Genomic DNA, 23,297 nt, shown 5'->3' on the forward strand with positions numbered 1-23,297 from the left:
CGACCTGCGGCGCGGCCGAGGGCGCTTCCGCGACCGTTGGCGCCGGCGCCGCGGCGGCCGGCTGCGCGGCCGGCGCCGTGCCGTGCGCGACGCGGATCTGGCTTTCGTCGATCACGAAGCAGCACACCGCGACGATGTCGTCGGACGGCACGTCCGATTCGAGCCACAGCGTGAGATCGGCGCCCGCCGCCTCGCGTCCGACGATGCGGCCGAGATTGCCGAGCTCTTCGACGAGCAGCGCCTGGTCCTTCGCGTCGACGCCCGACAGCGTGATCTTCAGGTGCGGGCCGCCGTCGCCGGCCGCGGCGGACGGCGCGCGGTCGGCAGCCGGATGTGCGGCCGCGACGGCCTGCTCGACAACATGATCGGGCACGCGCTCGCTGGCGGCAGGTGCGGCTTGCGTTGCGGGAACCAGTGCCGCCGCTTCCGCGGGTTCGGCAGGTGCGGCGGGTTCTCCCGGCGCACCCGCGCCGCTCTCGGCCTTCAGCCGCTCGAGCTTCGCACAGATCGCCGCGGCGGCGGCCGCGTCGGGCTCCGCGCTCGCGCGATAGTCGGCCAGCTGGTCGGACAGCACGTCCTTGGTCTCGAGGAACGCGTCGACCATCTCCTTCGTCAGCGTCAGCTCGTGGTTGCGCGCACGGTCGAGCAGCGACTCGAGGATGTGCGTCGTCTCGGTGAGCGCGGTGAAGCCGAACGTCGCCGCGCCGCCCTTGATCGAATGCGCGGCGCGGAAGATCGCGGCCAGGTCCTCCGGGTCGGGCGAGCCGACGTCGAGGTTCAGCAGCAGCTGCTCCATCTGCGCGAGCAGCTCGTCCGCTTCGTCGAAGAATGTCTGGTAGAACTGAGTGATGTCGAGAGTCATGCCCGGTTACCGGTTGGATGCATCGCGTTCATGTCAGGTGGCGGCCGGCTCGGACAGCGTCGCGACCAGCTCGACCAGCACGGCCGGATCGATCGGCTTCTCGATCCAGCCGGTCGCGCCCGCGTCGCGCGCGGCGGTCTTGAAGGCGTCGCTGCCCTCGGTCGTCAGCACCAGGATCGGCGTGTCCGCATAGGCGCTCAGCCGGCGCAGCGCGGCGATCACCTCGAGCCCGCTCTTGCGCGGCATGTTCTGGTCGGTCAGCACGAGGTCGTACGGCACCGTGGCGGCGAGGTCGAAGCCGGCCTCGCCGTCGGGCGCCACCGTCACGTCGTAGCCGGCCTGCACGAGCGTCGCCTGCAGCAGCGCGCGCATGGTCGCGGAATCGTCGATCGCGAGAATGGTCCGGATCATGCGAACCTCCGCCGGGCTGCCGCGGAAAGGCTGGCCGCCCTGTCGGTCGGCAACGGACGAAGTGCGCGTGAAAGTCGTTTCATCGGGGTCTCGAATCGGGTCAACGTCAGGGTTTCGGCGCGGATGCGGCGAGCGCGGCCGGCGCCGCCCGCACAGCCGGCGACGGGCCGGCGAGCTGCTGCGCAAGCAGCTTCGAGCCCGCGGCGTCGGCCGACAGCGTGGTGGTCGTCGCGTCGTCGCGCATCAGCGCTTCTTCGGATTTGCGGTTCAGCACGATCACGCTGATCCGGCGGTTTTCCGGGTCGAGCGGGTCGGCCTTGTTCAGGTTCTGCGTGGACGCGAGGCCGATCACGCGCATCACCTTCGCCTCGTCCATGCCGCCCGCGATCAGCTCGCGGCGCGACGCGTTCGCGCGGTCGGCCGACAGCTCCCAGTTGCTGTAGCCGCCCTCGCCGCCCGCATACGGCACCGCGTCGGTGTGGCCCTGGACGACGATCCGGTTCGGCACGTCGTTCAGCGTCTTGCCGATCTCGCGCAGGATGTCGCGCATGTACGGCTCGACGCGATCGCTCGACATCGCGAACATCGGCCGCTTCTGCGTATCGACGATCTCGATGCGCAGCCCGAGCAGCGTCGAGTCGATGCGGATCTGCTGCTTGAACTGACGCAGCGTCGGGTTCGCCTCGATCGCGGCCATCAGCTTGATCTGCAGGTCGTGCAGGCGCGCCTGCTCGCGCCGCTCGAGCGCGCCCTGCATCTGTGCCTGCGCGGCCTCGTCGACCGGCTTCGCGACGCGCTCGGCGAGCGCCGTCGTGCCGTCGGTGCGGCGCAGCGTGCCCGCGTCGACGCTCGACAGGTCGCGCCCGCCGCCGTTGATGATGCTCGAGTCCTGCGAGCTGCGGTCGCCGCTGCCGAACAGCGCGGCCTTCAGCGGCGTGTTGAAGTATTCGGCGATCCCCTTCAACTGCACCGGCGTAACCGCGCTCAGCAGCCACATCAGCAGGAAGAACGCCATCATCGCGGTCATGAAGTCCGCGTAAGCGAGTTTCCATGCGCCGCCGTGATGGCCCTTCTTCTGCGGGGCCACCCGCTTGACGACGATCGCGCGATCCTTGCTCTTGCTCATCGGCCGCTCCGCGTCACTTCGCCTTCACGCGGCGCACGTGCTCTTCGAGCTCGGCGAACGACGGCCGCTCGGTCGAGAACAGCACCTTGCGGCCGAACTCGACCGCGATCGCCGGCGCGTAGCCGTTCAGGCTCGCGAGGATCGTCACCTTGATGCACTGGAACATCTTGGTCGACTCCGCCACGCGCTGCTCGGCGAGGCTCGCGAGCGGCCCGATCAGCCCGTACGACAACAGGATCCCGAGGAACGTGCCGACCAGCGCCTGCGCGATCATCGCGCCGAGCACCGCCGGCGGCTTGTCGGCCGATGCCATCGTGTGGACCACGCCCATCACCGCCGCGACGATGCCGAACGCCGGCATCGCGTCGCCGACGCGCATCAGCGCGTGCGCGGGGCCTTCGCCCTCCACGTGGTGCGTCTCGATCTCCTCGTCCATCAGGCTCTCGATCTCGAACGCGTTCATGTTGCCGCCGACCATCAGCCGCAGGTAGTCGGTCAGGAACTCGACGATGTGGCGGTCGGCGAGGATCTTCGGGTATTGCGTGAAGATCGGGCTCTTGTCCGGATCGTCGATGTCGGCCTCGAGCGTCAGCGTGCCTTCCTTGCGCGCCTTCGCGAGCAGCACGTACAGCAGCGCCATCAGCTCCATGTACACGTCCTTCGTGTATTTCGAGCCCTTGAACAGCGTCGGCAGCACGCGCAGCGTCGCCTTGATGGTCTTGATGCCGTTGCCGAGGATGAATGCGCCGACGCCGGCGCCCGCGATCATCAGGATCTCGAGGGGCTGGAGCAGCGCGCCCAGATGCCCGCCTGCCAGCGCATAACCGCCGAAGACGGACAACAGCGTCACGAGTGTTCCTACGATAATCAGCACTGCCTGTCCCTCACGAATGACCGGCGGGGAGGCCGCCGTTAAGTGGTTTACGGCAGTCGGCAGGAAAACTTTCGCGCTCGCGCGGCGGCGTCCGGACGGTGTTTACCAGCAATCCGCAAGCGTCGCGCGACGCCGGCCGCGCCGTCGCGGGTCCCGCGCGAAGGCCGCCCGGCGGGGCTCAGGCGGCAGCGGCGGCCAGTTCCGCGCGGGCGGCGGCGGCCTTGCGGGTCTTGCCCGCGCGCGACGGCGGCTGGCACAGGCCGCAGACGAAACCTTGATGCGGATCATGCGCGTGTGCGACGAAATGGCCGCCGCAGCGCGTGCACGGCGTCGTCTGCAGCATCCCCGAATCGAAGAAGCGCACCAGCGTCCACGCGCGCGTGAGACTCAGCGCGGCCTCGTCGCCGGACAGCGACACATGCTCCAGATAGAGGCGGTACGCCTTCACGATCGCCTGGATCGGCTCGCAGCGGCCGTGGTCCTGCATGAACCGGTAGATGTTGTAGAACAGCGACGAATGGATGTTCGGCTGCCACGTCATGAACCAGTCGGTCGAGAACGGCAGCATCCCCTTCGGCGGCGAGACGCCCTTCAGTTCCTTGTACAGCTTGATCAGACGATCCCGCGACAGGCTCGTCTCCGCCTCCAGCAACTGCAGCCGGGCGCCCAGTTCGATCAGTTCGATGGCGAGAGTGATTTCCTTCACCTCGACCACGACGCTTTTGCTTGCCATGGTGATAACCGTTCGCGTGTCGTTGTTCGTTCGGATAGCCGCGCGCATGCGTCGCCCGCCGACGCGGCGCGCCGGGGCAAACGCAGGGCGGAAAAGGATCAGCGGACGCTTTCGACCGGCTGGCCGGCCATCAGGATGGCCGAGTGCGCGTGCGTGACGACGTCGCTGCGCCCTTTGTCGGCGAGCGACGACAGCAGCGCGTGATCGTCGAAGCGGAAGCGGCACAGCATCTGGTTCGATGCGGCGAGCTTCACGGTCTGCGCGAGCGTGAGGTTCGACAATACGTCGGCGAGCTCCTGCGAGATGCCCATGCGGAACATCCCCATCGCTTTGTCTTCGCGCAGCAGGCGCTGTGCGAGGAGCAGGTACGACAGATTGACCTCTTTGATCTCACCGAGCATTTCGCTGGTCGCGCTCATGATTCCCCCGTTTGAAAATGCACTGCCTTGGCCATTCGTGTTATGAAAACGTTTGCTCGATCGCCGCGCCCTCGGCACGCCGTCGGCATCTTTATAAGTCTTACAACGCGAATTTTGGCTAAACGGGATTTACGCCGGTATCAGCGAAGTGGCGTATGCCGTGCAGGATTTGTCTGTAAACCGTGTAGGAATTTTTCCGACAAGGTCGATGACAGCGAGCAATGGAAAGGAAAATGGCGGGCGAATTCGGCGCCGGATGCGCCGCTATGCCGGGGAAGGCCGTCCGGCAAGGCTGCCGGCCGATGAATCGGTAAAAATTATAGTGCTTTTTCACGCTGGCGCAACAATTCTTATTACTATGGCCGCGCGTGTTTATGCGCACTATTTCTCGGGGTTTTTGCGTATTTCATCGTGTAACAAGCCTTAAGTGTTTGAAAAAACACTCGAACCCCGCAGGCCGATCCCGATAATGAACTCCAATGGGCGGCGGCGCGAGCCGTGCCGGCCCGCCCCGCAGCTTGCCGCCCGGCGCCCCGCACACCCTGTTCGAGGGCCCGGCCACGCACCGCAGAAGGTGCCGCCGGCAGGTTCCGCAAACCGGTTCCGGATCGGAAACGGGCGCCACGCGCCGACGCCGATCCACACAGGAGAACGTCCATGCGCATTGCCCAGATCGCGCCGCTTTACGAAGCCGTCCCGCCGAAACTCTACGGCGGCACCGAACGTGTCGTGTCCTACCTCACCGAGGCGCTCGTCGACCTCGGCCACGACGTGACGCTGTTCGCCAGCGGCGATTCGGTCACCTCCGCCCGCCTCGAGGCGGCCTGGCCGCGCGCGCTGCGCCTCGATCCGTCGATCCGCGATTCGATGGCGCCCCATATGCGCCTGCTCGAACAGGTGGCCCGCGTCGCCCACGAGTACGACGTGCTGCACTTCCACCTCGACTACCTGCCGTTCCCGCTGATGTCGCGCCTCGACGTGCCGTACGTGACGACGCTGCACGGCCGCCTCGACCTGCCCGAACTGCAGCCGGTGTTCGACGCGTTCCCCGACGCGCCGGTCGTGTCGATCTCGAACAACCAGCGCAAGCCGCTGCCGCAGGCCGCATGGGCCGGCACCGTCTATCACGGGCTGCCCGACACGCTGCTCACGCCGCGCAAGGACGTGAAGCCCGAATATCTCGCGTTCCTCGGCCGGATCTGCCCCGAAAAGCGCGTCGATACCGCGATCCGGATCGCCGCCCAAAGCGGGCTGCCGCTGAAGATCGCCGCGAAGGTCGACAAGGCCGACGCCGACTACTTCAAGGAAGTGATCGAGCCGCTGCTCGGCCAGGCGCACGTCGAATTCATCGGCGAGATCAACGAGGCGCAGAAGCCCGAATTCCTGTCCGGCGCGAAGGCGCTGCTGTTCCCGATCGACTGGCCGGAGCCGTTCGGCCTGGTGATGATCGAGGCGATGGCCTGCGGCACGCCGGTCGTCGCGTTCAACCGCGGCTCGGTGCCGGAAGTGATCGAGGACGGCGTGACGGGCTTCATCGTCGAGGACGTACAGGGCGCGGTCGGCGCGCTGCACCGGATCGACAGCCTGTCGCGCGACGCGATTCGCGCCCGTTTCGATACGCGTTTCAGCTCGAAGGCGATGGCGCAGCGCTATGTCGAAACCTACGAATCGCTTTGCGCGACGACGCGGCAACCGGCCCTGCGCCGGGTTGCCGGTGCCTGACGCCGAAATATGTCAGGAAATATTCTGTAAAAGTCGCGCCGAAATCGGCGCGCTTAAAAACCAAAGAGCCGCATCGTCGATGCGGCTCTTTCTTTTTCCCTTTCAGTCATTCCATCAGGAAACGGTCGCGGTTTTTGCCGGCGATCCAATTCGGCGGCTTGCCGCGGCCGCTCCATGTCGCGCCCGTCTTCGGATCGCGATATTTCGGCGGCAGCGGCGCCTTTTTCGGCGGACGGCCGCGTCGCGCTCGTTCCGCGAATCCCAGGTCCTGGGCCGTCAGCCCGTATTCGGCAATCATGCGCTGGACGTCCGCGATGACGGCCGCCACTTCCTGACGACGCACCTCGTCCGCCTGAGCCTGCAAATCGGCGATCTGCGCCTTGAGTTTCGCGTATTGAGACATTTTTCGACTCCCCTTTTTCCATGATGCGGCCCCGGCGAATCCGCCGGGACACGGCCACCCGCTACGCTATCCGCACTGCCACCGTGTCCTTCGAAATAAATGCAGGCATTTTTAACCGATTCGCGTATATCGAGAATGCGGACTTATTCTAATAAAGCCGATTCCCCGGCCATTCAAATTTAACAATCGTTGACCCTCCCTGCCTCGATTCATTTCCTATAATCCAGACCAATTCCGGGGGATGGATAAATGTATCGCCTCCGCCGGTTTGTCTTCAATCCACTTGAACGAGGTCCTTACATGAATCTTTCTCAGCGGCTCGCTGCAGAGGTATTCGGCACGTTCTGGCTGGTGCTCGGCGGGTGCGGCAGCGCCGTGCTGGCCGCCGCCTTCCCGGGCCTCGGCATCGGCTTTGCCGGCGTCGCGCTGGCCTTCGGCCTGACCGTGCTGACGATGGCGTTCGCAATCGGCCATATTTCCGGCTGCCATCTGAACCCGGCCGTGAGCGTCGGCTTGACGGTCGCCGGCCGCTTCCCGGCTCGCGACCTCGTGCCGTACATCGTCGCGCAGGTCGTCGGCGCCACGCTCGGCGCGTTCGTGCTGTACCTGATCGCGACCGGCAAGCCGGGCTTCGACGTCGTCGGCAGCGGCTTTGCGACGAACGGCTTCGGCGACCGCTCGCCGGGCCACTACTCGCTCGGCGCGTCGTTCATCTGCGAAGTCGTGATGACGGGCTTCTTCCTGTTCGTGATCCTCGGTGCGACCGACAAGCGCGGCGTGCCGGCCGGCTTCGCGCCGATCGCGATCGGGCTGTGCCTGACGCTGATTCACCTGATCTCGATTCCGGTCACCAACACGTCGGTGAATCCGGCGCGCTCGACCGGCCCGGCGCTGTTCGTCGGCGGCGACGCGATCGGCCAGCTGTGGCTGTTCTGGGTGGCGCCGCTGATCGGCGCGATCCTGGCCGGGATCATCTATCCGCTGGTCGCGGGGCGTGACGACGCCGTCGACCTGCTGCCGGCATCCGCTCGCACAAGCGAATAAAACACTACGGGGTCACGCGAGCAGAGCAGCGAGCCTCACGCTGTCGAACAAGATCCGAGGCAAGTCATTTCAACGGGCGCCGCTGGCGCCCGTTTTTCATTGTGTCGGCGCGCTCGCTCAGGACGCGGCGATTTTGTCCTCGAGCGAGAACAGCGTGCGCAGGTGCCGCGCGACGCCCGCGTCGAAGTTGTTGCCGATGCGCGGGATATGCGGCAGGCGCGCGATCAGGTCGGGGTTCGCATTGTTCATCATGAACGCGTGGCCGGCGGTTTCGAGCAGATCGATGTCGTTCATGTTGTCGCCGAACGCGATGCAGTGGCCTGCGTCGACGCCGAGCCGCCCGAGCACTGCGCGCAGCGCGCGCCCCTTCGACACGTTCGCGGTCATCACCTCGAGGCAGTCGGGCAGCGAGTACGTGACATACAGCGCATCGCCGTAGCGCACCCGCATCTGCTCGGCGACCACCGCCAGATCGGCCGGATCGCCGATGTACAGCACCTTCGCGATATCGGCGCCGTCGTGCGCGGCCATGTCGATCACGTCGTACCGAAAACCCGAGTCCTGATGGAATTCGAGCAGGTGCGGCGCGTCGCGATCGATCAGCCAGCCCTGGTCGGTGAACAGGTTGACGATCACGCGGCCGTGCGCGCCGGCGACTTCCGGCTGCACGAGGCCGCGGACGATGGCCGGATCGATGTCCTGCGCGTGCATCGTCGTGTCGTCGGGCGCGTGCACGCGCGCACCGTTCGACGTGATCAGGTACGGCCGGATGCCGAGCACGTCGCGGATGCCTGCGACGTCCGCGTAGTGGCGGCCGGTCGCGATCACGAACTGCAGGCCGTCGCGGTCGAGCCGGCGAACGGTCTCGATCGTGTACGGATCGAGCTGGTGATCGCTGTTGAGCAGGGTGCCGTCGAGATCGGTGGCGATGACTTTGTACATGGGACGGGGCGGAAGACGCGCATAGGTCTGCGGAATCGCCATTTTAACGTCGTGCGGGGGTGGGTGTTTGGTGGTTGGCGGGAAGGGGCGGCGGTCGGTCGGAGGTTGCCTGTTATCCGGTCGGTCGGGGCGATCGCGTTTCGCCGGGCGCCAGATCGCTCCGGTCAGTTGCCGGTTCCCGGTGGGCCGGTCCAGTCGATCGGCTTGCGCCGGTCGCCGGTCGCCGGTCGCCGGTCGCCGGTCGCCGGTCGCCGGTCGCCGGTCGCCGGTCGCCGGTCGCCGGTCGCCGGATCGCCGGATCGCCGGATCGCCGGATCGCCGGATCGCCGGATCGCCGGATCGCCGGATCGCCGGATCGCCAGATCGCCAGATCGCCGGGCCGCCGGGGCCGTCGGCCGTCGCGTCTGCGATGGATCGGTCCACCGAATTGTGCCGATGATCCCCTGGCCGCCGCTCATCAACCCGCTCCGGTCGACAACCGGCCTCGGCGGCCGGCCCGGCCGTGTCGGCCGTCGAGGCCAAGCCGCGCCCACTCTCGGCCGAAACCGCCGCTGTCAGCCGCCGTCAACCTCCCTCCGCCGCCCGCAACGCCTGCAGCGCGAGCCGCAACGCGCCGTGCGCGGAGTCCTCCAGCGGCGCGCGCAACCGCGCGACGTGGCGCGCCGGTACGGCCGGAGCCAGCGGCTCGGCCAGCCCGCCGCACAGCGCGACCGGCAGCGCGCTTTCCGGATCGAGCGCATCGATCATCTTGCCGATCTCCTCGCCGGCCTGCGCGATCAGCGCGGCCGCGACCGGATGCGAACGGTGCGCGAACACGAGCGGCGCGAGGCGCGCGTAGACCGTCTGGTTCGCGTCGCACGACCACTGGACCAGCGCGTCGCGATCCTGCGCGCCGGTTTCGGCGAGCAGCGCCTGCGCGAACGCATCGCGCGGCGCGCGACCGTCGAGCGCCTGCTGCGCGTAGGCGAGTGCGCGCATGCCGAGCCATGCGCCGCTCGCCTCGTCGCCGGACGGAAAGCCGAAGCCGCCCGCGATCCGGCAAACGCCGCCCGCGTCGAGCGCCGCCGCGATGCTGCCGGTGCCGAGCGCGACGATCAGCCCCGGCGCGCCGCCATGCGCGCCGACGACCGTCGTATACGCATCGCTTTCGATCGCGAGCGCGGCGAGCGGCGCCTGCGCGCGGAACGCGGCCAGCCACGCCGCATTGTTGACGCCCGCGAGCCCGCAGCCGAGCGCGCACTGCGACCAGTCGAACGCGAGTCCCGCGTGCGTGAATGCGTCGGCGCAGGCCGCGCCGATCGACGCCCATGCGCGCTCGATGCCGAGGCCGAGCCCCGACGGGCCGCCGCGCCCCTGTGCAAATTCGCGCCCGTGCCGGTCGGCCAGCACGGCGCGCGTGCCGGTGCCGCCGCCGTCGATGCCGATCGCAAAAAGTAATGCCGTCATGCGTTGATCCCGCTGATTCGAACAGGCGCCAAGCTTAACCGGATCGGCGCCGCGCGCCCATCTGCCGTTCGGCCGGCTGTTCCGCGAACGGGGCTTCCGCTATGCTGGCGCGATCGAATCGATACGGGAAACGGGGCACACGATGTCGCAGCGATGCAACTGGGTAAAAACGGAAGCGGACGCTCACTATCACGATACCGAGTGGGGCGTGCCGTCGCACGACGATCGTCACCTGTTCGAAATGCTGATTCTCGAAGGCGCGCAGGCCGGGCTGTCGTGGTCGACGATCCTGAACAAGCGCGCCGGCTACCGCGAAGCCTTCGCCGATTTCGACGTCGACGCCGTCGCGCGCTTCACGCCGAAGCGCATCGAGAAGCTGCTGGAGAATCCCGGCATCGTGCGCAACCGCGCGAAGGTGGAAGCCGCGGTCGTCAATGCGCGCGCCGTGCAGCGGATCCGCGACGAACACGGATCGCTCGCGCAATTCCTGTGGTCGTTCGTCGATCACACGCCGATCCAGAATGCGTGGCAGTCGTATCGCGACGCGCCCGCGTCGACCGAGCGCTCCGACGCGCTCAGCAAGGCGCTGAAGGCATACGGCTGCAAGTTCGTCGGCTCGACGATCTGCTACGCGCTGATGCAGGCGACCGGCATGGTCAACGATCACGAGACGAGCTGCCCGTGTCACGCGCAATGCGCGGCGCTCGCCGGCAAGCAGCCGGCGCGGCGGCGCAAGGCCGGGTGACGGCGGCGCGCCTGCGCCCGCCGCCCGCCACGCTCAGCGCACCACCCGAGACGCGCCCGGCACACCCGGCCGCGTGCTGCGTCCGGCCCGTCCGGCTCTTACGCGTGCGCTGCGCTTTTTCACCCAGATGCAGATGCCCGTCACGCTCAGCATCGCGATGACGATCCCGAGCACGCTCACCGCGATGCGGCCCGCCACGCCGGCGATCCGCCCGGAATGCAGCGGAAACTGCGCCTGCATGAACAGGTCGCCGGCCGACCCGCGTCCCGGCACCTGCGCGGCGACGGGCTGCCCGGTCACCGCGTCCCAGTAGAGCCACGCGTTGCCGAGCCCGACATCGCCGTGGTCGTTGCCGGGCGCGAAGAAGCCGACCGCATAGACATTCATCGCCGGCGCGAACAGCAGCGCGCCGGGCGGCGCCGCGATCCCCGCCGCGCGGCCGGCCGAACGCGCGAGCTCGACGATCCGCGCGCGCGGCAGCACCTTGCTGCCCGCCGACGCGGGCGGGAAATGCTCGGGATTCGTGTAGGGCGTCTCGGCCAGCGGCGAGAACAGCGACACGAGCGGGCGCACGACCGGATTGCCGAGGTTCATCGAGATCGACGTGACCGCGACGACCAGCAGCAGCCCCCACACCCACACGCCGCCCGACCGATGCAGGTCGAACACCAGCGGATAGCCACCGCGCCGCACGCGAAACGCAAGCGACTTGCGCCAGCTTTTCAGGTTCGGAAACGCGAGCACCAGCGCGATCAGGCTGTCGACCGCCCACACGATGCCGACGACACCCATCACCCAGAACCCGAAGTTCACGCCGCCGTACACGGGCAGGAACAACGAGTAATGCAGCCGGTAGAGAAATGGCATCAGGTTGAGCCGCGCCAGCGACAGCGCGCCCCACTCGCGGCGCCCCTGCACGACGCCGGTCGCCGGATCGACCGCGATCTGATCGAAATCAAGCGGATACGGCTGGCCGGTCGTAGGGTCGACGCGCGGCATCACGCCCGCCTGCAGCGTATGCCCCGGTTCGACGGCGAGCGGCAGGTAGCTCAACTGCACGCGCGGGTCGGCGGCCTCGATGCGATCCGCGAGCGCGAGCGTATCGAGCGGCTTCGCGCCGCTGCGCGCGACGTAGAAATCCGGGTTCAGCACAGCATCGAGTTCGTGGTCCCACGCAATCACGGCACCGGTCAGCCCGGCGACGAACAGGAACAACGCGATGGCGAGACCGAACCAGCGATGCAGGCGGACGAACAGCGGTCGCACGAACGTCTTCATCGCGCGCACGCGGAAACGAAAGCGGGCCGGCTCGAACGGCGGCCCGGAATGAACGAACGGACAGGGATCATCGGGTGTCGGGCGTTGCGCGACAAGCTCCTGCCGACGCGGCGCGCGGGCCGGATGCCCTTGCGCGCGGCATGGAATTGTTGCGCTTGGTCTGGGTTTTGATACGATGCGCGACATTTTAACGCAATGCGAATGATTCTTACTCGCATTTTTATTCGATACCATGACCACCCGCCTTGCCCACCCTCCGTTCCGCCCGCGCCATCTGGCCGCGGCGCTCGCCTGCCTTGTCGCGTCGCTCGCCCACGCGGACGACACGCCCACCGACTCGACCATGCTGCCGGCCCTGAACATCACGGCTGCGCATGATTCGCCACAGCACCTGACCGACGAGATTTCGACCGGCGCGCTCGGCACACGCCGCCAGCTCGACACGCCGTTCTCGACGACGATCGTCACGTCGGAAGAACTCGAGGCGCGCCAGCCGTACAAGCTCGGCGACGTGTTCGCGAACGACGCGTCCGTGTCCGACAACAGCGGTGCGTACAGCGCGTGGGCCAGCTACATGACCGTGCGCGGCATGCAGCTCGACTGGCAGAACGGCTACAAGATCGACGGGCTGCCGTTCATCTCGTACGGCATCACGATGCCGTACGAGCAGCTTGAGCGCGTCGAGCTGCTGAAAGGGCTCGGCGGTTTTCTGTATGGCTTCGTGACGCCCGGCGGCGTCGTCAACTACGTGACGAAACAGCCGACGGCCGAACCGGTGCGCAGCGTCGACGTCGGCTATCGCAGCACCGGCGTGTGGTCCGAGCACGTCGATCTCGGCCAGCGCTTCGGGCCGAACAACATGTTCGGCGCGCGGCTGAACGCGACGCATGAAGAAGGCAAGACGTACAACGACGGCAACCTCCGTCGCGATACCGTGTCGCTCGCGCTGCAGGCGAACCTCACGCGCGACCTGTCGGTGACGTTCGGCGCGCTATACCAGGAGCGCCGCGCGTCCGGCCAGACGCCGTCGCTGTTCGTCGGCGGCTATCCGGGCGGCGCGCTGCCCCCGACGATCAGCGGCGGCACGACGAACCTCGGCGGCCAGGACCAGTACCTGAACACGAACCTGCAGCTCTACACGGCCGGGCTGCAGTACCAGCTCGCGCCCGACTGGCAGCTCGATGTCGCGTACAGCTACAGCAAGTCGAGACGCGACCGCAACGAAAGTACGCTGTCGCTGGAGAATGCAGCCGGCGACTACTCGGACAGCCGCTACGTCGGGATGGAGGACAACCGCTTCAGCCAGTGGCGCGCGATGGTCGAGGGCAAGGTGCACACCGGTCCGTTCAGCCACCAGATCGTGCTCGGCGCGTCGTGGCAGAAACAGACCAACGACTATTCGGCGAACAGCGTGTACGTGCCGCTCGGCACCGGCAATCTCTATTCGCCGAATCCGTACCGCTACGCGAGCCCGCACGGCTTCGTCCAGTACCGCACCAGCGAGATCACGCAGAAATCGCTGTTCGCGAGCGACACCGTGCAGCTCACCGAGCGCTGGTCGGTGCTCGCTGGCGTGCGCTACATGAACTACGAGCAGCGCTCGTTCGAGCCGAGCGGCGCGGAGGATCCCGGCTACAGCCAGAACGGCGTCGTGACGCCGACCTTCGCGGTGATGGTCAAGCTCGCGCCGACGACCACCGCCTACGCGAGCTACGCCGAATCGCTCGAGCCCGGCAGCCGCGTCGGCGACGTCTACGCGAACGCCGGTGAAGTACTCAAGCCGCTGCGCAGCAAGCAGTACGAGCTCGGCATCAAGAGCGAGCACGCGCGCTGGAGCGCGACGGCCGCACTGTTCCGCATCGAGCGCAGCGCCGAGTACGCGAATGCCGAGAACGTCTACGTGCAGGACGGCAAATCGGTGATCCAGGGGCTCGAAGTCGGCGCGCGCGCGAAATTCGGCGCGCGCTGGACCGCGGGCGTCGACGCGATGGTGCTCGACACGTGGTATGCGAACGGGATCGGCAACAACGGCAACCGCGTCGCGGGCGCGCCGCGCTTCGTGTTCGCAGGCGACCTCGGCTATGCGGTGCCGGGCGTGCCGGGCCTGACGCTCGGCGTCGACGCGAAATTCACGGGCGCGACGCCGCTGCGCGCGGCCGGCGGCCTCGATGCACCGGGCTTTCTCGTCGTCAATGCCGGCGCGCGCTATCTGACGCGTATCGGCCGCCACGACCTGACGCTGCGCGCGTCGATCGACAACGTGCTGAACCGCCGATACTGGGAATATCAGTACGCCGACTACGTGAAGCCGGGCGATCCGCGCACGGTGAGCGTGAGCGCGAAGGTCGATTTCTGATATTGGCGGGATGCCAGGCGGGGGTGGGAAGGCGGGCGTTCGGCGTGCGGCGGCACCGCTGCCGAACGCGGCGCCTTACCGGTCGAAGATGCCTGCCTTTTCCGGCTCGCTTTTCCCGGACCACAAAAGCGAAACGGCGGAGCGGCTTCTTTCGAAGCACGCTCCGCCGTTTCGCGGCGAACCGTCAGAAGCGCTTAGTGGAGCTTCTTCGGCAGCATCTGGCTGCGCAGGCGCTTGTGCAGGCGCTTGACGGCTGCTGCCTTCTTGCGCTTGCGGACTGCGGTCGGCTTTTCGTAAGACTGGCGCTCACGCAGTTCAGCGATCAGGCCATTTTTTTCGATAGCGCGACGAAAGCGGCGAATCGCCACTTCGAACGGCTCGTTTTCCTTCAGAAGAATCGTCGTCATGTCGTTCCTAAATTGCTTAAACGGTCAAAAACGTAGCGGCCAAGCGCCACGCACCGGCCATCCGGGCGTCCCCACAACAGGCGAAACGAGCGGAAATACGGCCTCGGAGGCCGGAAAAGAGAGGCGGAAAGCACCGCGAGTACGCTTCACAGCCGCGTGCAGCGCCGCGTTTGACTGCCAGCAGACATGCCGAAAACGGCAAAGGCGTGACAGAAATCTCAATTCAGCCCACCATCATAGCAGGGAATCACAGATAAAACCACCCTTTTGTCGATTGCGGGCGGGCGTCCACTCAACGTCGTGCCGAGCAGGCTTCCGCCCCTGTTTATCGGGCCACTCGCGCCGGGTATGTCCGAAATGACAAAGAAGGACAAAAAATCGGGCCGAATCTCAGCACGGCCCTCAAGTTTTGTTTTGGGACGCCGAAATCCTGCTCTGAGGCGGCCAGCAATGAACGAGTGCTTCCGCCGACGCCAAAACGGCTTTCCAGGGCTTTCGGCTTAAACAGGAGAATTTCCATGCTCGGAATCAATAGCAACATCAACTCGCTGGTCGCGCAGCAAAACCTCAATGGCTCGCAGAACGCCCTGTCGCAGGCAATCACCCGCCTGTCGTCGGGCAAGCGCATCAACAGCGCGGCCGACGATGCGGCAGGCCTGGCGATCTCGACCCGCATGCAGACGCAGATCAACGGCCTGAACCAGGGCGTGTCGAACGCGAACGACGGCGTGTCGATGATCCAGACCGCATCGAGCGGCCTGTCGCAGATCACGTCGAGCCTGCAGCGTATCCGCCAGCTCGCGGTGCAGGCTTCGAGCGGCTCGCTGTCGCAGACTGACCAGCAAGCACTGCAAGAAGAAGTTACGCAGCAGATCGCCGAAGTGAATCGTATCGCTTCGCAAACGAACTATAACGGCAAGAACCTGCTTGACGGGTCGGCGGGCAACGTCAGCTTCCAGGTCGGCGCGAACGTCGGTCAGACTATTTCGGTGAACCTGTCCCAGAGCCTCTCGGCTGCGTCCCTCAGCGCAGGCCCAAGTGCCGGCGTCGGCGCCGTTCCGCAAAAGGGCGTTACGCTCGGCTCGTACACCGGCCTCAATCTCGACGCGGCCACGGGTACGGCACCGACTGGCAGTACGACGTCAACAATTACGTCCATCAACGTCCTTTCCGACGGCAACGGTGGCTTCACGTTCACCGATCAGAATAACCAGGCGTTGAGCTCGGCGGCCCAGACGGCGCTGTTCGGAAGCGCTGCAGGAACGACCGGCAATGCAGCCAGCCCGCAGCCGCTCACGCTGACGCCCCAGGGTGCCCTCGCCGCGTATGCCCCGACGAACACGGCTGCGGCATCGCAAAGTGCAAGTGCGGCGGCAGCAGCCACCAATCTCGCGACGATCACCGGGAATAACATTACCCAGCACGCGGGAACCGACTATACGGCAGGCACCAAGCTGGGCGAACTCACCGGCCTCAGTCTCAATTCCGACGGTACCGCATATACCGGTACCGGCACTGCGGCGATCTCGTCGATTCAAATTTATGCCGACGGTTCGGGCGGCTTTGAATTTGCGCTGAATGGCGCCGATCCGACCGTCGCAGCGAATATTTCCAAGCCCGGCGACACTTCGCAGCAGCAGACCGCGATCGATGCGGTGCTCGACACCACGACTGTTGCCAACGGCATCCAGGCGACGGGGGTCCTTGCCGGCGCCGGCACTGGCTTCGCCGTACCGGCAAGCGTCACGACTGGCAGCAATCCGACCGAGCTGATCAATAAAAACAACAACCCGCCGGCTGTCGCGAACATCGACATCAGCACTGCCTCTGGCGCCAATCAGGCAATGGAGGCGATCGACAATGCGCTCGCCACCGTGAACAACATCCAGGCAAGCCTCGGTGCCGCGCAAAACCGCTTCACGGCCATCGCGACGACGCAGCAAGCCCAATCGAACGACCTGTCGCAAGCCCAGTCGCAAATCCAGGACGCGAACTTCGCGCAGGAAACCGCGAACCTGAGCAAGGCCCAGGTGCTGCAGCAAGCCGGCATCTCGGTGCTCGCGCAAGCGAACTCGCTGCCGCAGCAGGTCCTGAAGCTCCTGCAGTAATCGCTTCCCGCCGTCACGCCCGGGGCATCGCGCAGACCATCGCGCGGCGCCCCGGGCGCTTTGGCGTCGGCGAATCGATAACCGGCTGCATCGCAACAGACCCAGGCCTTCACGCAACACGCAACCGATAACCACACACATCGCTCGTCCGGGGCACGGAGCCATCATATGTCCACCGTCAACACCAACACGTCCAGCGCCAGCGCAAACAGTGCGCTTCAGCAAGCCGCGCAGTCGATCATCAGCGGCTCGACCGGCAACACGACGATGGATGTCAACTCCCTCGTGACGGCGCTCGTGAACGCGAAAACCGCCGGCCAGACCTCCGCCCTCACCGCGCAGCAGACCACCGACAACACCCAGATTTCCGCGTACGGCACGCTGTCGTCCGCATTGAGCGCGCTGCAGGCCGGCCTGACCACGCTCACCAACGGCACGCTGCAAAGCACCTTCACCGCGACGCCCAGCGGCAACGGCCTCACCGCGACGGCCGGCCAGGGCGCAGTCGCCGGCACCTACAACGTGAACGTGAGCCGGATCGCGTCCGCGCAGGCGCTGTCGTCGGTCGGCTTCACCGACCCGACCAAGGGCCTCGGCAGCGGCACGCTCGCGCTGTCGCTCGGCAGCCAGTCGTTCTCCGTCAACATCGACAGCTCGAATAACACGGTGGCCGGCATCGCGGCCGCGATCAACGGCGCGTCGGGCAACCCCGGCATCACCGCGACGGTCGTCACCGGCACCGACGGCGCCCACCTCGTGCTGAGCTCGTCGACGACCGGCGCGGCCAACACGATCAGCGTCGAAGTCAGCAACCTGAGCGGCGACGCCGGGCTGTCGAATCTCGGCGTCAAGTCGGTTCCCGGCCAGAACGGCGGCCCGTCGACCTACACGTCCGCGAACAGCAACGCCGCATGGTCGCAGAGCACGCCCGGCCAGGACGCCGCATTCACGATCAACAACATCAGCGCGACGAGCTCGACCAACACGGTGACCTCGGCGATCGCCGGCGTCACGCTGAACCTGACGTCCGCCGCGGTCGGCGACGCGCAGGCGCAAACGCTGACGGTCGCGCCCGACACGAAGTCGCAGGCGACGGCCATCAACAACTTCGTGAGCCTCTACAACACACTCGTCACGACGATGGGTACGCTCACCCAGTTCACCTCCGGCGCGACGACGCAAGGCCCGCTGCTCGGCGACTCGACGCTGAACACGATCAAGAACACGCTCGCGTCGCTCGTCACGACCGGCGTGAAGAGCGGCAGCTCGACGCTCACGCTATCGTCGATCGGCATCACGCTGCAGGCCGACGGCACGCTGCAGGCCGACAGCACCAAGCTCAATACCGCGCTGCAGAACAACCCGGCGAGCGTCGCGGCGCTGTTCAATTCGACGAACGGCGTCGGCGCGCAGATGTCGACGGCGATCACCAACTTCACGAAGACGGGCGGCCTGATCGATCTGCGGACGACCGCGCTCAATGCCGACCTGAAGAGCATCGCGCAGCAGCAGTCGAACCTGTCGGATTACGCGACGCAGCTGACGAACCAGTACCAGGCGCAATTCACCGCGCTCAACACGCTGATGGCGACGATGAACAACAATTCGCAGTACCTGACGCAGCTGTTCGGCGGCCAGAACAGCGCCGGCGCGCTGTCGAACAACAAGTAAGCGGCGCGGACGGAGCGAACCATGGACCAGCATCAACTGATCGGGCGGCTGAACGCGCTCACCGACGACATCGAACATGCCGCGTCGATGGCCGACTGGGCGGAAGCCGCGCGCCTCGCGGAAGTCCGCTCGCCGCTCGTGATGGCGCTGACGGCAAACCAGCCGCCGGAAGGCCTCGCCGCGATTCGCCGCATCCAGGCCAGCAACGAGCGGATCTTCGCCGAAGCGCATCTCGCGCAGCGCGAGCTCGCCGACGAATATCACGCGGCGATGGGCCGCGTGCAGGCCGTTGGCGAATACCACGACATGGCGCGCCTGTGACGCTGCCCGGCGCGCCGCCCGACGCCGCGCGCCACCCAAGGACAACAACCACTACACGCCGAAGTGAGGGCGTGCTCGTTCGACTCGATGCCCGCCTTGCGCGGGCATTTTTTTATCCGGCCGATTCGGCGGGCGCTCTGGCTCGCCGTGCGCATCGCTACACCGCTCGCAATCCGCAGCCCCCTGCCCCAACGACTCAACTACTCGACGAACACCCGCCGCAACTCGACCCGCACGAACTGGAACTGCACGAGCTCGACGACGAACAGCTCGCCCCGAAATCGCTCGAGTCGCTGCCGAACGACGAACCGGTCGATCCGCCCGCGCGCATCGCGGCCGCCATCAGCGGCGGCGGCTCCATCAACGCGCTCGCATACATCGCCCACACGGTGCCGGCCAGCGCGCCCGCGCCGAACAGCGCGGTGGCCCACAGCAAATCGTCCGGCGTACTGCGTTCGTCGTGGCGATCGTTGCGGTGCGCATCGAGCGTCGCCTGCCCGCCGACCGACAGGCCGCCGCGCCCGAAGCCCGTCAGACGCTCCGCGATGATGCCGTAGGCGATCGCGAACACGGCCATGCTGATGCCGAGCAGCAGCACCGGCCGCCCGCGACTGAGCCCGACCGCGAGTTTCGCGATGCCCGTGCCGAGCACGACCAGCACGATCGCGCGCGCGGCCAGCCGCGCCGTGCGCATCTCGCCTGGCGCCCAAAGCCAGGCGCGCCGGCGCACCGCATCCGCGTATTTGGCCGCGCGAGACGCAAGAAGCTGGCGGAACGCGCCGAAGCTCACCTCGCCGCCCGGTTGCGCGGCCAGCCATTCGCATTCGTCCGCGTAGTCGCCGGCGCGTGCCGGATCGACGAGCTTCACGCGCGCGCCCAGCCGTCCGGCCGTCCGCAGGTCGATCGCGCCCGCCTGGATCAGCGACAGCGTCATCACCTGCACGACCCGCGTCTCTTCGCCCGCGATATACGCGACCTGCTCGGCGCTCAGGTCCGGCATCGCTTCGCGCGTGAATACGCGCCTGCGCCGGCAGCGGTATTCGATCTGCTGCAAACCGACGATCAGCAGCAGCGCGACGATGCAGGCCGGGATATAGAACGCGAGAAACTGCGGCCCCGTGTAGTTCAGCACGTTGAGGTCCTGCGCCGACGCGCAGGTCGCGGCGACGCTGGCGGCAGCCGCCGGCCACACGAGCTTCGGCAGACGGTCGCGCCAGTTGCGCCGCGCCGCGGGTGCCGCGGCCTCACGCTCGCCCGCCGCGCTTGTGGCCGCGCCGCCGTCCGCGCGCGACGATCCGGCGTCGGCGCGCGAACGCGCGGGACGCGGCCAGATCGATTCGGGCGGCTCGCAGCCGAACAGCCGGCGATAGCTGTCGAGCGTGTCGCGGTAGCGCTGCTCGTACACGCCGGCCTCGTCCGGCGCGCCGGTGCCCGGCATGTGATGCAGCGGCGCCTGCAATACGTCGGCACAGAACACGTCCCAGTATTCGAGCGTGTATTGCAGATGGAGATGCCATGCGGCGTCGACCGCGACCGACGGCGTGACCGGATGCCCGGCCGCCTGCGCAAGGAACGCAAAACGCTTGTATTCGTCGATCACGGCCAGCGCGTGGTCGTGCGACCAGCCTTCGGCCTCGGCGAGACGCCGGCTGTACGGCAGCGGCGCATGCGGGTCGTCGGGAGAATAGGCGTTCAGGCGCGCGAGCAGCGCCTGCTGCGAGTCGGCCGGCATGTCGCCGGCGATCGGGGAAGACAGGATGGAGGCCATCGGCGTGGGCGCGATGCGCGGACGGCCGCCGCGATCGTCGCTTGAGTTGTCGTTGCGGGCGATTCTCGCACAACGCGCTCACGCAACGGCGACGCACCGCGATGCGCGCCGGACGCCGACCACCGTCAGAACATCAACTGCCCCGGCGCGATATCGAGCGCGGCCGCGATCTTCTTGCGCATCGACTTGCGCAGTTTGTGGCGCTTCTCCCGCTTCGCGTAGACCGCCCGGCTGATGCCGAGCCGCTGCGCGACTTCGGCGCGCGTCAGCCCGAGATACTCGCGCCACGCGCGCACGGGCGTGCTGCCGTCGAACACCGAGCGGGTAACGACTTCGTGCGGAATTACCTTGCGCGCGTTGTCCCGCTGCGCGATGTAATCCGCGTACGGAATCACGACGAAGGCCGGCTCGCCGTCCGGCCCGTTGATGTACTGAATCGGGGTAGGTGTGCTCATCCGGTCACCATCGTGCTGGGTTCGACGCAACCGCTTCACTTTCGGGCGGTCGCGCCTTCACGTTTGGCTGCAGTGCGGCCGACGATGTACTTCAGTGTGAGGAAACAACGATGCGGAGAACCCGCTGAAAGCCTGATCAGGCCATTTGGCGCGCCCGGCTGGGATCGAACCAGCAACCCCTGCCTTCGGAGTTTTGTCAGCGCACCACGTTCCCTTATAAATCAATACCTTGCGCGACTCGCGGTCTGCAAAACCAAGGTGAATCAAGCTCAATCAAGGCTAGGCCAGGCTCGCCCAACTGTAATTTCACTGTACTTCCTCGGGTATGCGAGGCATCTAGGCACGATAAAATGTGCCCCATAACATCGCTCCGGCCCTTAAGGAGACGAACCACACCGCACACCTTCAAGTAGCTGCTTGCGGCCACACCAAGCAGCTGAAGTGGCGGCCCTCCAACGGCGTCACGGTTTGCAACAAACGTCACCATGGACCACCGGGTTACTGAATTCCATTGCATCATGCCGATTGCGAATTTGCCTTCGGTGTCTAACCACGGCATCGTGTCGTACGAACTAGCCGCCAAGCTGCCTCACCATTCCGTGGCAATGCAGCCCGTCCAAGAAAAACGGGACGTGAAGCAAGTCCCGCAGGGGCTCAGGCTGCACCAGTACGCGAACCTGTACTTTCATGCGCGCAATCCGATGATGTTCAAGCGCAGGGGCGAGACGGGGCAGCTCTGCGTCTTACGAATCTCTACCGATGTACTCGAAGTACCCGGTACCGTGATCTCGGACCAAAACGCGGCAAGCGACTGGGCCCGATTCTTGTCTCCTAGTCAGATGGACCGGCTAAACTACGATCGTATCTACGCTCAAGACTGGCGTGACCCCGATGAGGTCACGTTCTGGCGCAAAAAAGCTGCAAAGTGTGCGGAGGTATTGGTGCCGCATCGCGTAGAGAAGGCGTTCATTTTTGGTGCATATGCACGAGATAAGGCTGCAGCTAGTGCGGTCGGAAACGTTGCTCAAGGGCTGCCAGTTGTGATCAATGCAGACCTATTTTTTTTCTGACGAGGAGTTCGCGCTCATGTTCAAGGCAATGATTGGCGATATGTTCGAGAGCGACGCGCAAACCTTGGTCAACACGGTTAATTGCGTAGGAATTATGGGAAAGGGGGTCGCACAAGAATTTAAGCGCCGCTTTCCCGCGATGTTTGATGACTATAAAGCCAGATGTGATCGCCACGAGGTCCGCCTTGGTCGGCCGTACATCTATAGCGATCTTTCTGGATTAAAGATTCTGAACTTTCCAACGAAAGACCATTGGCGCTCTCCATCTCGTCTGAGCGAGATCGAGAAGGGACTCGACTATTTGGTCGCACATGTTGATGAATGGGACATCAAAAGCATCGCCATGCCCCCGCTCGGCTGCGGTAATGGTGGTCTCGACTGGTCAGAAGTCGCGCCAATGATTTATCGAAAATTCCGATCTTTGCAAGTTGACGTGGAATTGTACGCTCCTTATGGAACGCCTAAGTCTGAGCTGACAGAGGCATTTCTTAGCGCCCCTACTCAAATGTCGCTTGAAGGCAAAGGCCGGAAGGCCGACGCGTTTCGTCCCGAATGGGCGGTGCTGATCGAAATCCTACGGGAGCTCCAGAGTCAGCCGTACGCCAATCCAGTCGGACGAACGATTTTCCAAAAAATCTGCTACATCGCCACTGAAATGGGAATTCCGACCGGATTCACCTTTGGAAAAGGTAGTTACGGCCCATTCTCGGAAGATGTAGGCAAAGCGCTTCACGTCTTTGCGAATAAGAATTGGCTTCAAGAAGAACAATTAGGCAGAATGATTGCGATGCGAGTAACCCCTCAATTCGCACGCGAGGCGAAAAACTATGCCGAACAAATCGAGCTAAACAGGAAGAAGATCGACAAAGCCGTTGACCTATTTAGCCGAATCAAGTCGACCGAACAAGCAGAAGAAGTGCTAACCGTACTGTATGCCAGCCGACAGATTAAGAGTTCACCGAATGAGGCGGTCGAGGAATCAAAGTTGGTGGACTTTATCGTAGATTGGAAGCGTTCCTGGAATACAGATCAAAAAAGGCTTGCTGTTGAAAATGCAATCCGAAATTTGGTTATGCTTGGCTGGATGCGCGTTACTCCAAGCAATTCCTGTACCGCAATGGTCTAAATAGCGGGCT

Annotated in this window: 24 protein-coding genes; 10 read left to right on the top strand and 14 right to left on the bottom strand. The window is 65.6% G+C overall.

Going from position 1 to position 23,297, the window contains the following annotated elements; all coding sequences use genetic code 11:
* The 6 genes from BST28156_RS24450 to flhD all read right to left on the bottom strand — a co-directional run.
* On the bottom strand, positions 1-862 hold an 862-nt coding region (locus tag BST28156_RS24450), incomplete at its 3' end, for an Hpt domain-containing protein (RefSeq protein WP_174903552.1).
* Between the two features lie 33 nt (positions 863-895).
* Positions 896-1,273 (bottom strand): response regulator, encoded by a 378-nt coding sequence (locus BST28156_RS24455; RefSeq protein WP_174903553.1) that lies wholly within the window; start codon positions 1,271-1,273, stop codon positions 896-898.
* A gap of 106 nt (positions 1,274-1,379) precedes the next feature.
* Positions 1,380-2,399, bottom strand: a complete 1,020-nt coding sequence (motB, locus tag BST28156_RS24460) for a flagellar motor protein MotB (protein WP_060245965.1) — start codon at positions 2,397-2,399, stop codon at positions 1,380-1,382.
* Between the two features lie 13 nt (positions 2,400-2,412).
* Positions 2,413-3,273, bottom strand: coding sequence for a flagellar motor stator protein MotA (motA, locus tag BST28156_RS24465; RefSeq protein WP_060245964.1), 861 nt, complete (start codon positions 3,271-3,273; stop codon positions 2,413-2,415).
* 178 nt (positions 3,274-3,451) lie between these two features.
* Positions 3,452-4,006: a flagellar transcriptional regulator FlhC gene (flhC, locus tag BST28156_RS24470; protein ID WP_060245963.1), complete on the bottom strand. Its 555-nt coding sequence runs from the start codon at positions 4,004-4,006 to the stop codon at positions 3,452-3,454.
* 98 nt (positions 4,007-4,104) lie between these two features.
* Positions 4,105-4,425, bottom strand: a complete 321-nt coding sequence (gene flhD, locus BST28156_RS24475; RefSeq protein WP_009690407.1) for a flagellar transcriptional regulator FlhD — start codon at positions 4,423-4,425, stop codon at positions 4,105-4,107.
* Positions 4,426-4,633: 208 nt separating this feature from the next.
* Between flhD and BST28156_RS24480 the strand changes: the two genes are divergently transcribed.
* The gene (locus BST28156_RS24480) at positions 4,634-4,852 is read left to right on the top strand and encodes a hypothetical protein (RefSeq protein WP_174903554.1); all 219 of its coding nucleotides are present in this window, start codon (positions 4,634-4,636) and stop codon (positions 4,850-4,852) included.
* Positions 4,853-5,082: 230 nt separating this feature from the next.
* On the top strand, positions 5,083-6,147 hold the full coding sequence (locus tag BST28156_RS24485; RefSeq protein ID WP_060245962.1) for a glycosyltransferase family 4 protein: 1,065 nt from the start codon (positions 5,083-5,085) through the stop codon (positions 6,145-6,147).
* A 106-nt stretch (positions 6,148-6,253) separates the two neighbouring features.
* Here BST28156_RS24485 and BST28156_RS24490 read toward each other — a convergent pair whose 3' ends face one another.
* Positions 6,254-6,550 carry an H-NS histone family protein gene (locus tag BST28156_RS24490; protein ID WP_009690405.1) on the bottom strand — a complete coding sequence of 99 codons (297 nt, stop codon included), beginning with the start codon at positions 6,548-6,550 and terminating at the stop codon, positions 6,254-6,256.
* 300 nt (positions 6,551-6,850) lie between these two features.
* Here BST28156_RS24490 and aqpZ point away from each other — a divergent pair, with 300 nt between their 5' ends.
* Positions 6,851-7,594, top strand: coding sequence for an aquaporin Z (gene aqpZ / locus BST28156_RS24495; protein ID WP_060245960.1), 744 nt, complete (start codon positions 6,851-6,853; stop codon positions 7,592-7,594).
* Between the two features lie 117 nt (positions 7,595-7,711).
* Here aqpZ and BST28156_RS24500 read toward each other — a convergent pair whose 3' ends face one another.
* The 3 genes from BST28156_RS24500 to BST28156_RS24510 all read right to left on the bottom strand — a co-directional run bounded on the left by BST28156_RS24500 (position 7,712) and on the right by BST28156_RS24510 (position 9,982).
* Positions 7,712-8,536: a Cof-type HAD-IIB family hydrolase gene (locus tag BST28156_RS24500; RefSeq protein WP_174903555.1), complete on the bottom strand. Its 825-nt coding sequence runs from the start codon at positions 8,534-8,536 to the stop codon at positions 7,712-7,714.
* 164 nt (positions 8,537-8,700) lie between these two features.
* Positions 8,701-8,994 (bottom strand): hypothetical protein, encoded by a 294-nt coding sequence (locus BST28156_RS24505; protein ID WP_174903556.1) that lies wholly within the window; start codon positions 8,992-8,994, stop codon positions 8,701-8,703.
* 106 nt (positions 8,995-9,100) lie between these two features.
* A complete protein-coding gene (locus tag BST28156_RS24510) occupies positions 9,101-9,982 on the bottom strand; it encodes a glucosamine kinase nucleotide-binding domain-containing protein (RefSeq protein WP_174903557.1) in 882 nt (293 codons plus the stop codon).
* Positions 9,983-10,124: 142 nt separating this feature from the next.
* On the opposite strand from BST28156_RS24510, the gene BST28156_RS24515 reads away from it, so the two are divergent.
* Positions 10,125-10,727 (top strand): DNA-3-methyladenine glycosylase I, encoded by a 603-nt coding sequence (locus BST28156_RS24515; protein WP_174903558.1) that lies wholly within the window; start codon positions 10,125-10,127, stop codon positions 10,725-10,727.
* 33 nt (positions 10,728-10,760) lie between these two features.
* Here the strand turns inward: BST28156_RS24515 and BST28156_RS24520 are convergent, their stop codons facing one another.
* Complete coding sequence (locus tag BST28156_RS24520; protein WP_174903559.1) at positions 10,761-12,005, bottom strand: PepSY-associated TM helix domain-containing protein; 1,245 nt, start codon at positions 12,003-12,005, stop codon at positions 10,761-10,763.
* A gap of 232 nt (positions 12,006-12,237) precedes the next feature.
* On the opposite strand from BST28156_RS24520, the gene BST28156_RS24525 reads away from it, so the two are divergent.
* The gene (locus BST28156_RS24525) at positions 12,238-14,361 is read left to right on the top strand and encodes a TonB-dependent siderophore receptor (RefSeq protein WP_174903560.1); all 2,124 of its coding nucleotides are present in this window, start codon (positions 12,238-12,240) and stop codon (positions 14,359-14,361) included.
* 194 nt (positions 14,362-14,555) lie between these two features.
* Here BST28156_RS24525 and rpsU read toward each other — a convergent pair whose 3' ends face one another.
* A complete protein-coding gene (gene rpsU / locus BST28156_RS24530) occupies positions 14,556-14,768 on the bottom strand; it encodes a 30S ribosomal protein S21 (RefSeq protein ID WP_006401410.1) in 213 nt (70 codons plus the stop codon).
* Between the two features lie 518 nt (positions 14,769-15,286).
* Here rpsU and BST28156_RS24535 point away from each other — a divergent pair.
* The 3 genes from BST28156_RS24535 to fliT all read left to right on the top strand — a co-directional run bounded on the left by BST28156_RS24535 (position 15,287) and on the right by fliT (position 18,868).
* Positions 15,287-16,876, top strand: a complete 1,590-nt coding sequence (locus BST28156_RS24535; protein ID WP_174903561.1) for a flagellin N-terminal helical domain-containing protein — start codon at positions 15,287-15,289, stop codon at positions 16,874-16,876.
* A gap of 168 nt (positions 16,877-17,044) precedes the next feature.
* Positions 17,045-18,547 carry a flagellar filament capping protein FliD gene (gene fliD, locus BST28156_RS24540; protein ID WP_174903562.1) on the top strand — a complete coding sequence of 501 codons (1,503 nt, stop codon included), beginning with the start codon at positions 17,045-17,047 and terminating at the stop codon, positions 18,545-18,547.
* Between the two features lie 21 nt (positions 18,548-18,568).
* Complete coding sequence (gene fliT, locus BST28156_RS24545; RefSeq protein ID WP_009693879.1) at positions 18,569-18,868, top strand: flagellar protein FliT; 300 nt, start codon at positions 18,569-18,571, stop codon at positions 18,866-18,868.
* A 196-nt stretch (positions 18,869-19,064) separates the two neighbouring features.
* Here fliT and BST28156_RS24550 read toward each other — a convergent pair whose 3' ends face one another.
* Positions 19,065-20,636: a TIGR04222 domain-containing membrane protein gene (locus tag BST28156_RS24550; protein WP_254596420.1), complete on the bottom strand. Its 1,572-nt coding sequence runs from the start codon at positions 20,634-20,636 to the stop codon at positions 19,065-19,067.
* 125 nt (positions 20,637-20,761) lie between these two features.
* A complete protein-coding gene (locus BST28156_RS24555; protein WP_060245951.1) occupies positions 20,762-21,091 on the bottom strand; it encodes a helix-turn-helix domain-containing protein in 330 nt (109 codons plus the stop codon).
* 485 nt (positions 21,092-21,576) lie between these two features.
* Between BST28156_RS24555 and BST28156_RS24560 the strand changes: the two genes are divergently transcribed.
* Positions 21,577-22,161: a DUF4433 domain-containing protein gene (locus tag BST28156_RS24560; RefSeq protein WP_059603570.1), complete on the top strand. Its 585-nt coding sequence runs from the start codon at positions 21,577-21,579 to the stop codon at positions 22,159-22,161.
* A gap of 16 nt (positions 22,162-22,177) precedes the next feature.
* Entirely contained in the window at positions 22,178-23,287 is a 1,110-nt protein-coding gene (gene darG, locus BST28156_RS24565; RefSeq protein WP_081074424.1) for a type II toxin-antitoxin system antitoxin DNA ADP-ribosyl glycohydrolase DarG, read from the top strand.
* The last annotated feature ends 10 nt before the right edge of the window (positions 23,288-23,297 follow it).

The organism is Burkholderia pseudomultivorans, from assembly GCF_902499075.1.
Classification (GTDB): Bacteria; Pseudomonadota; Gammaproteobacteria; order Burkholderiales; family Burkholderiaceae; genus Burkholderia; species Burkholderia pseudomultivorans.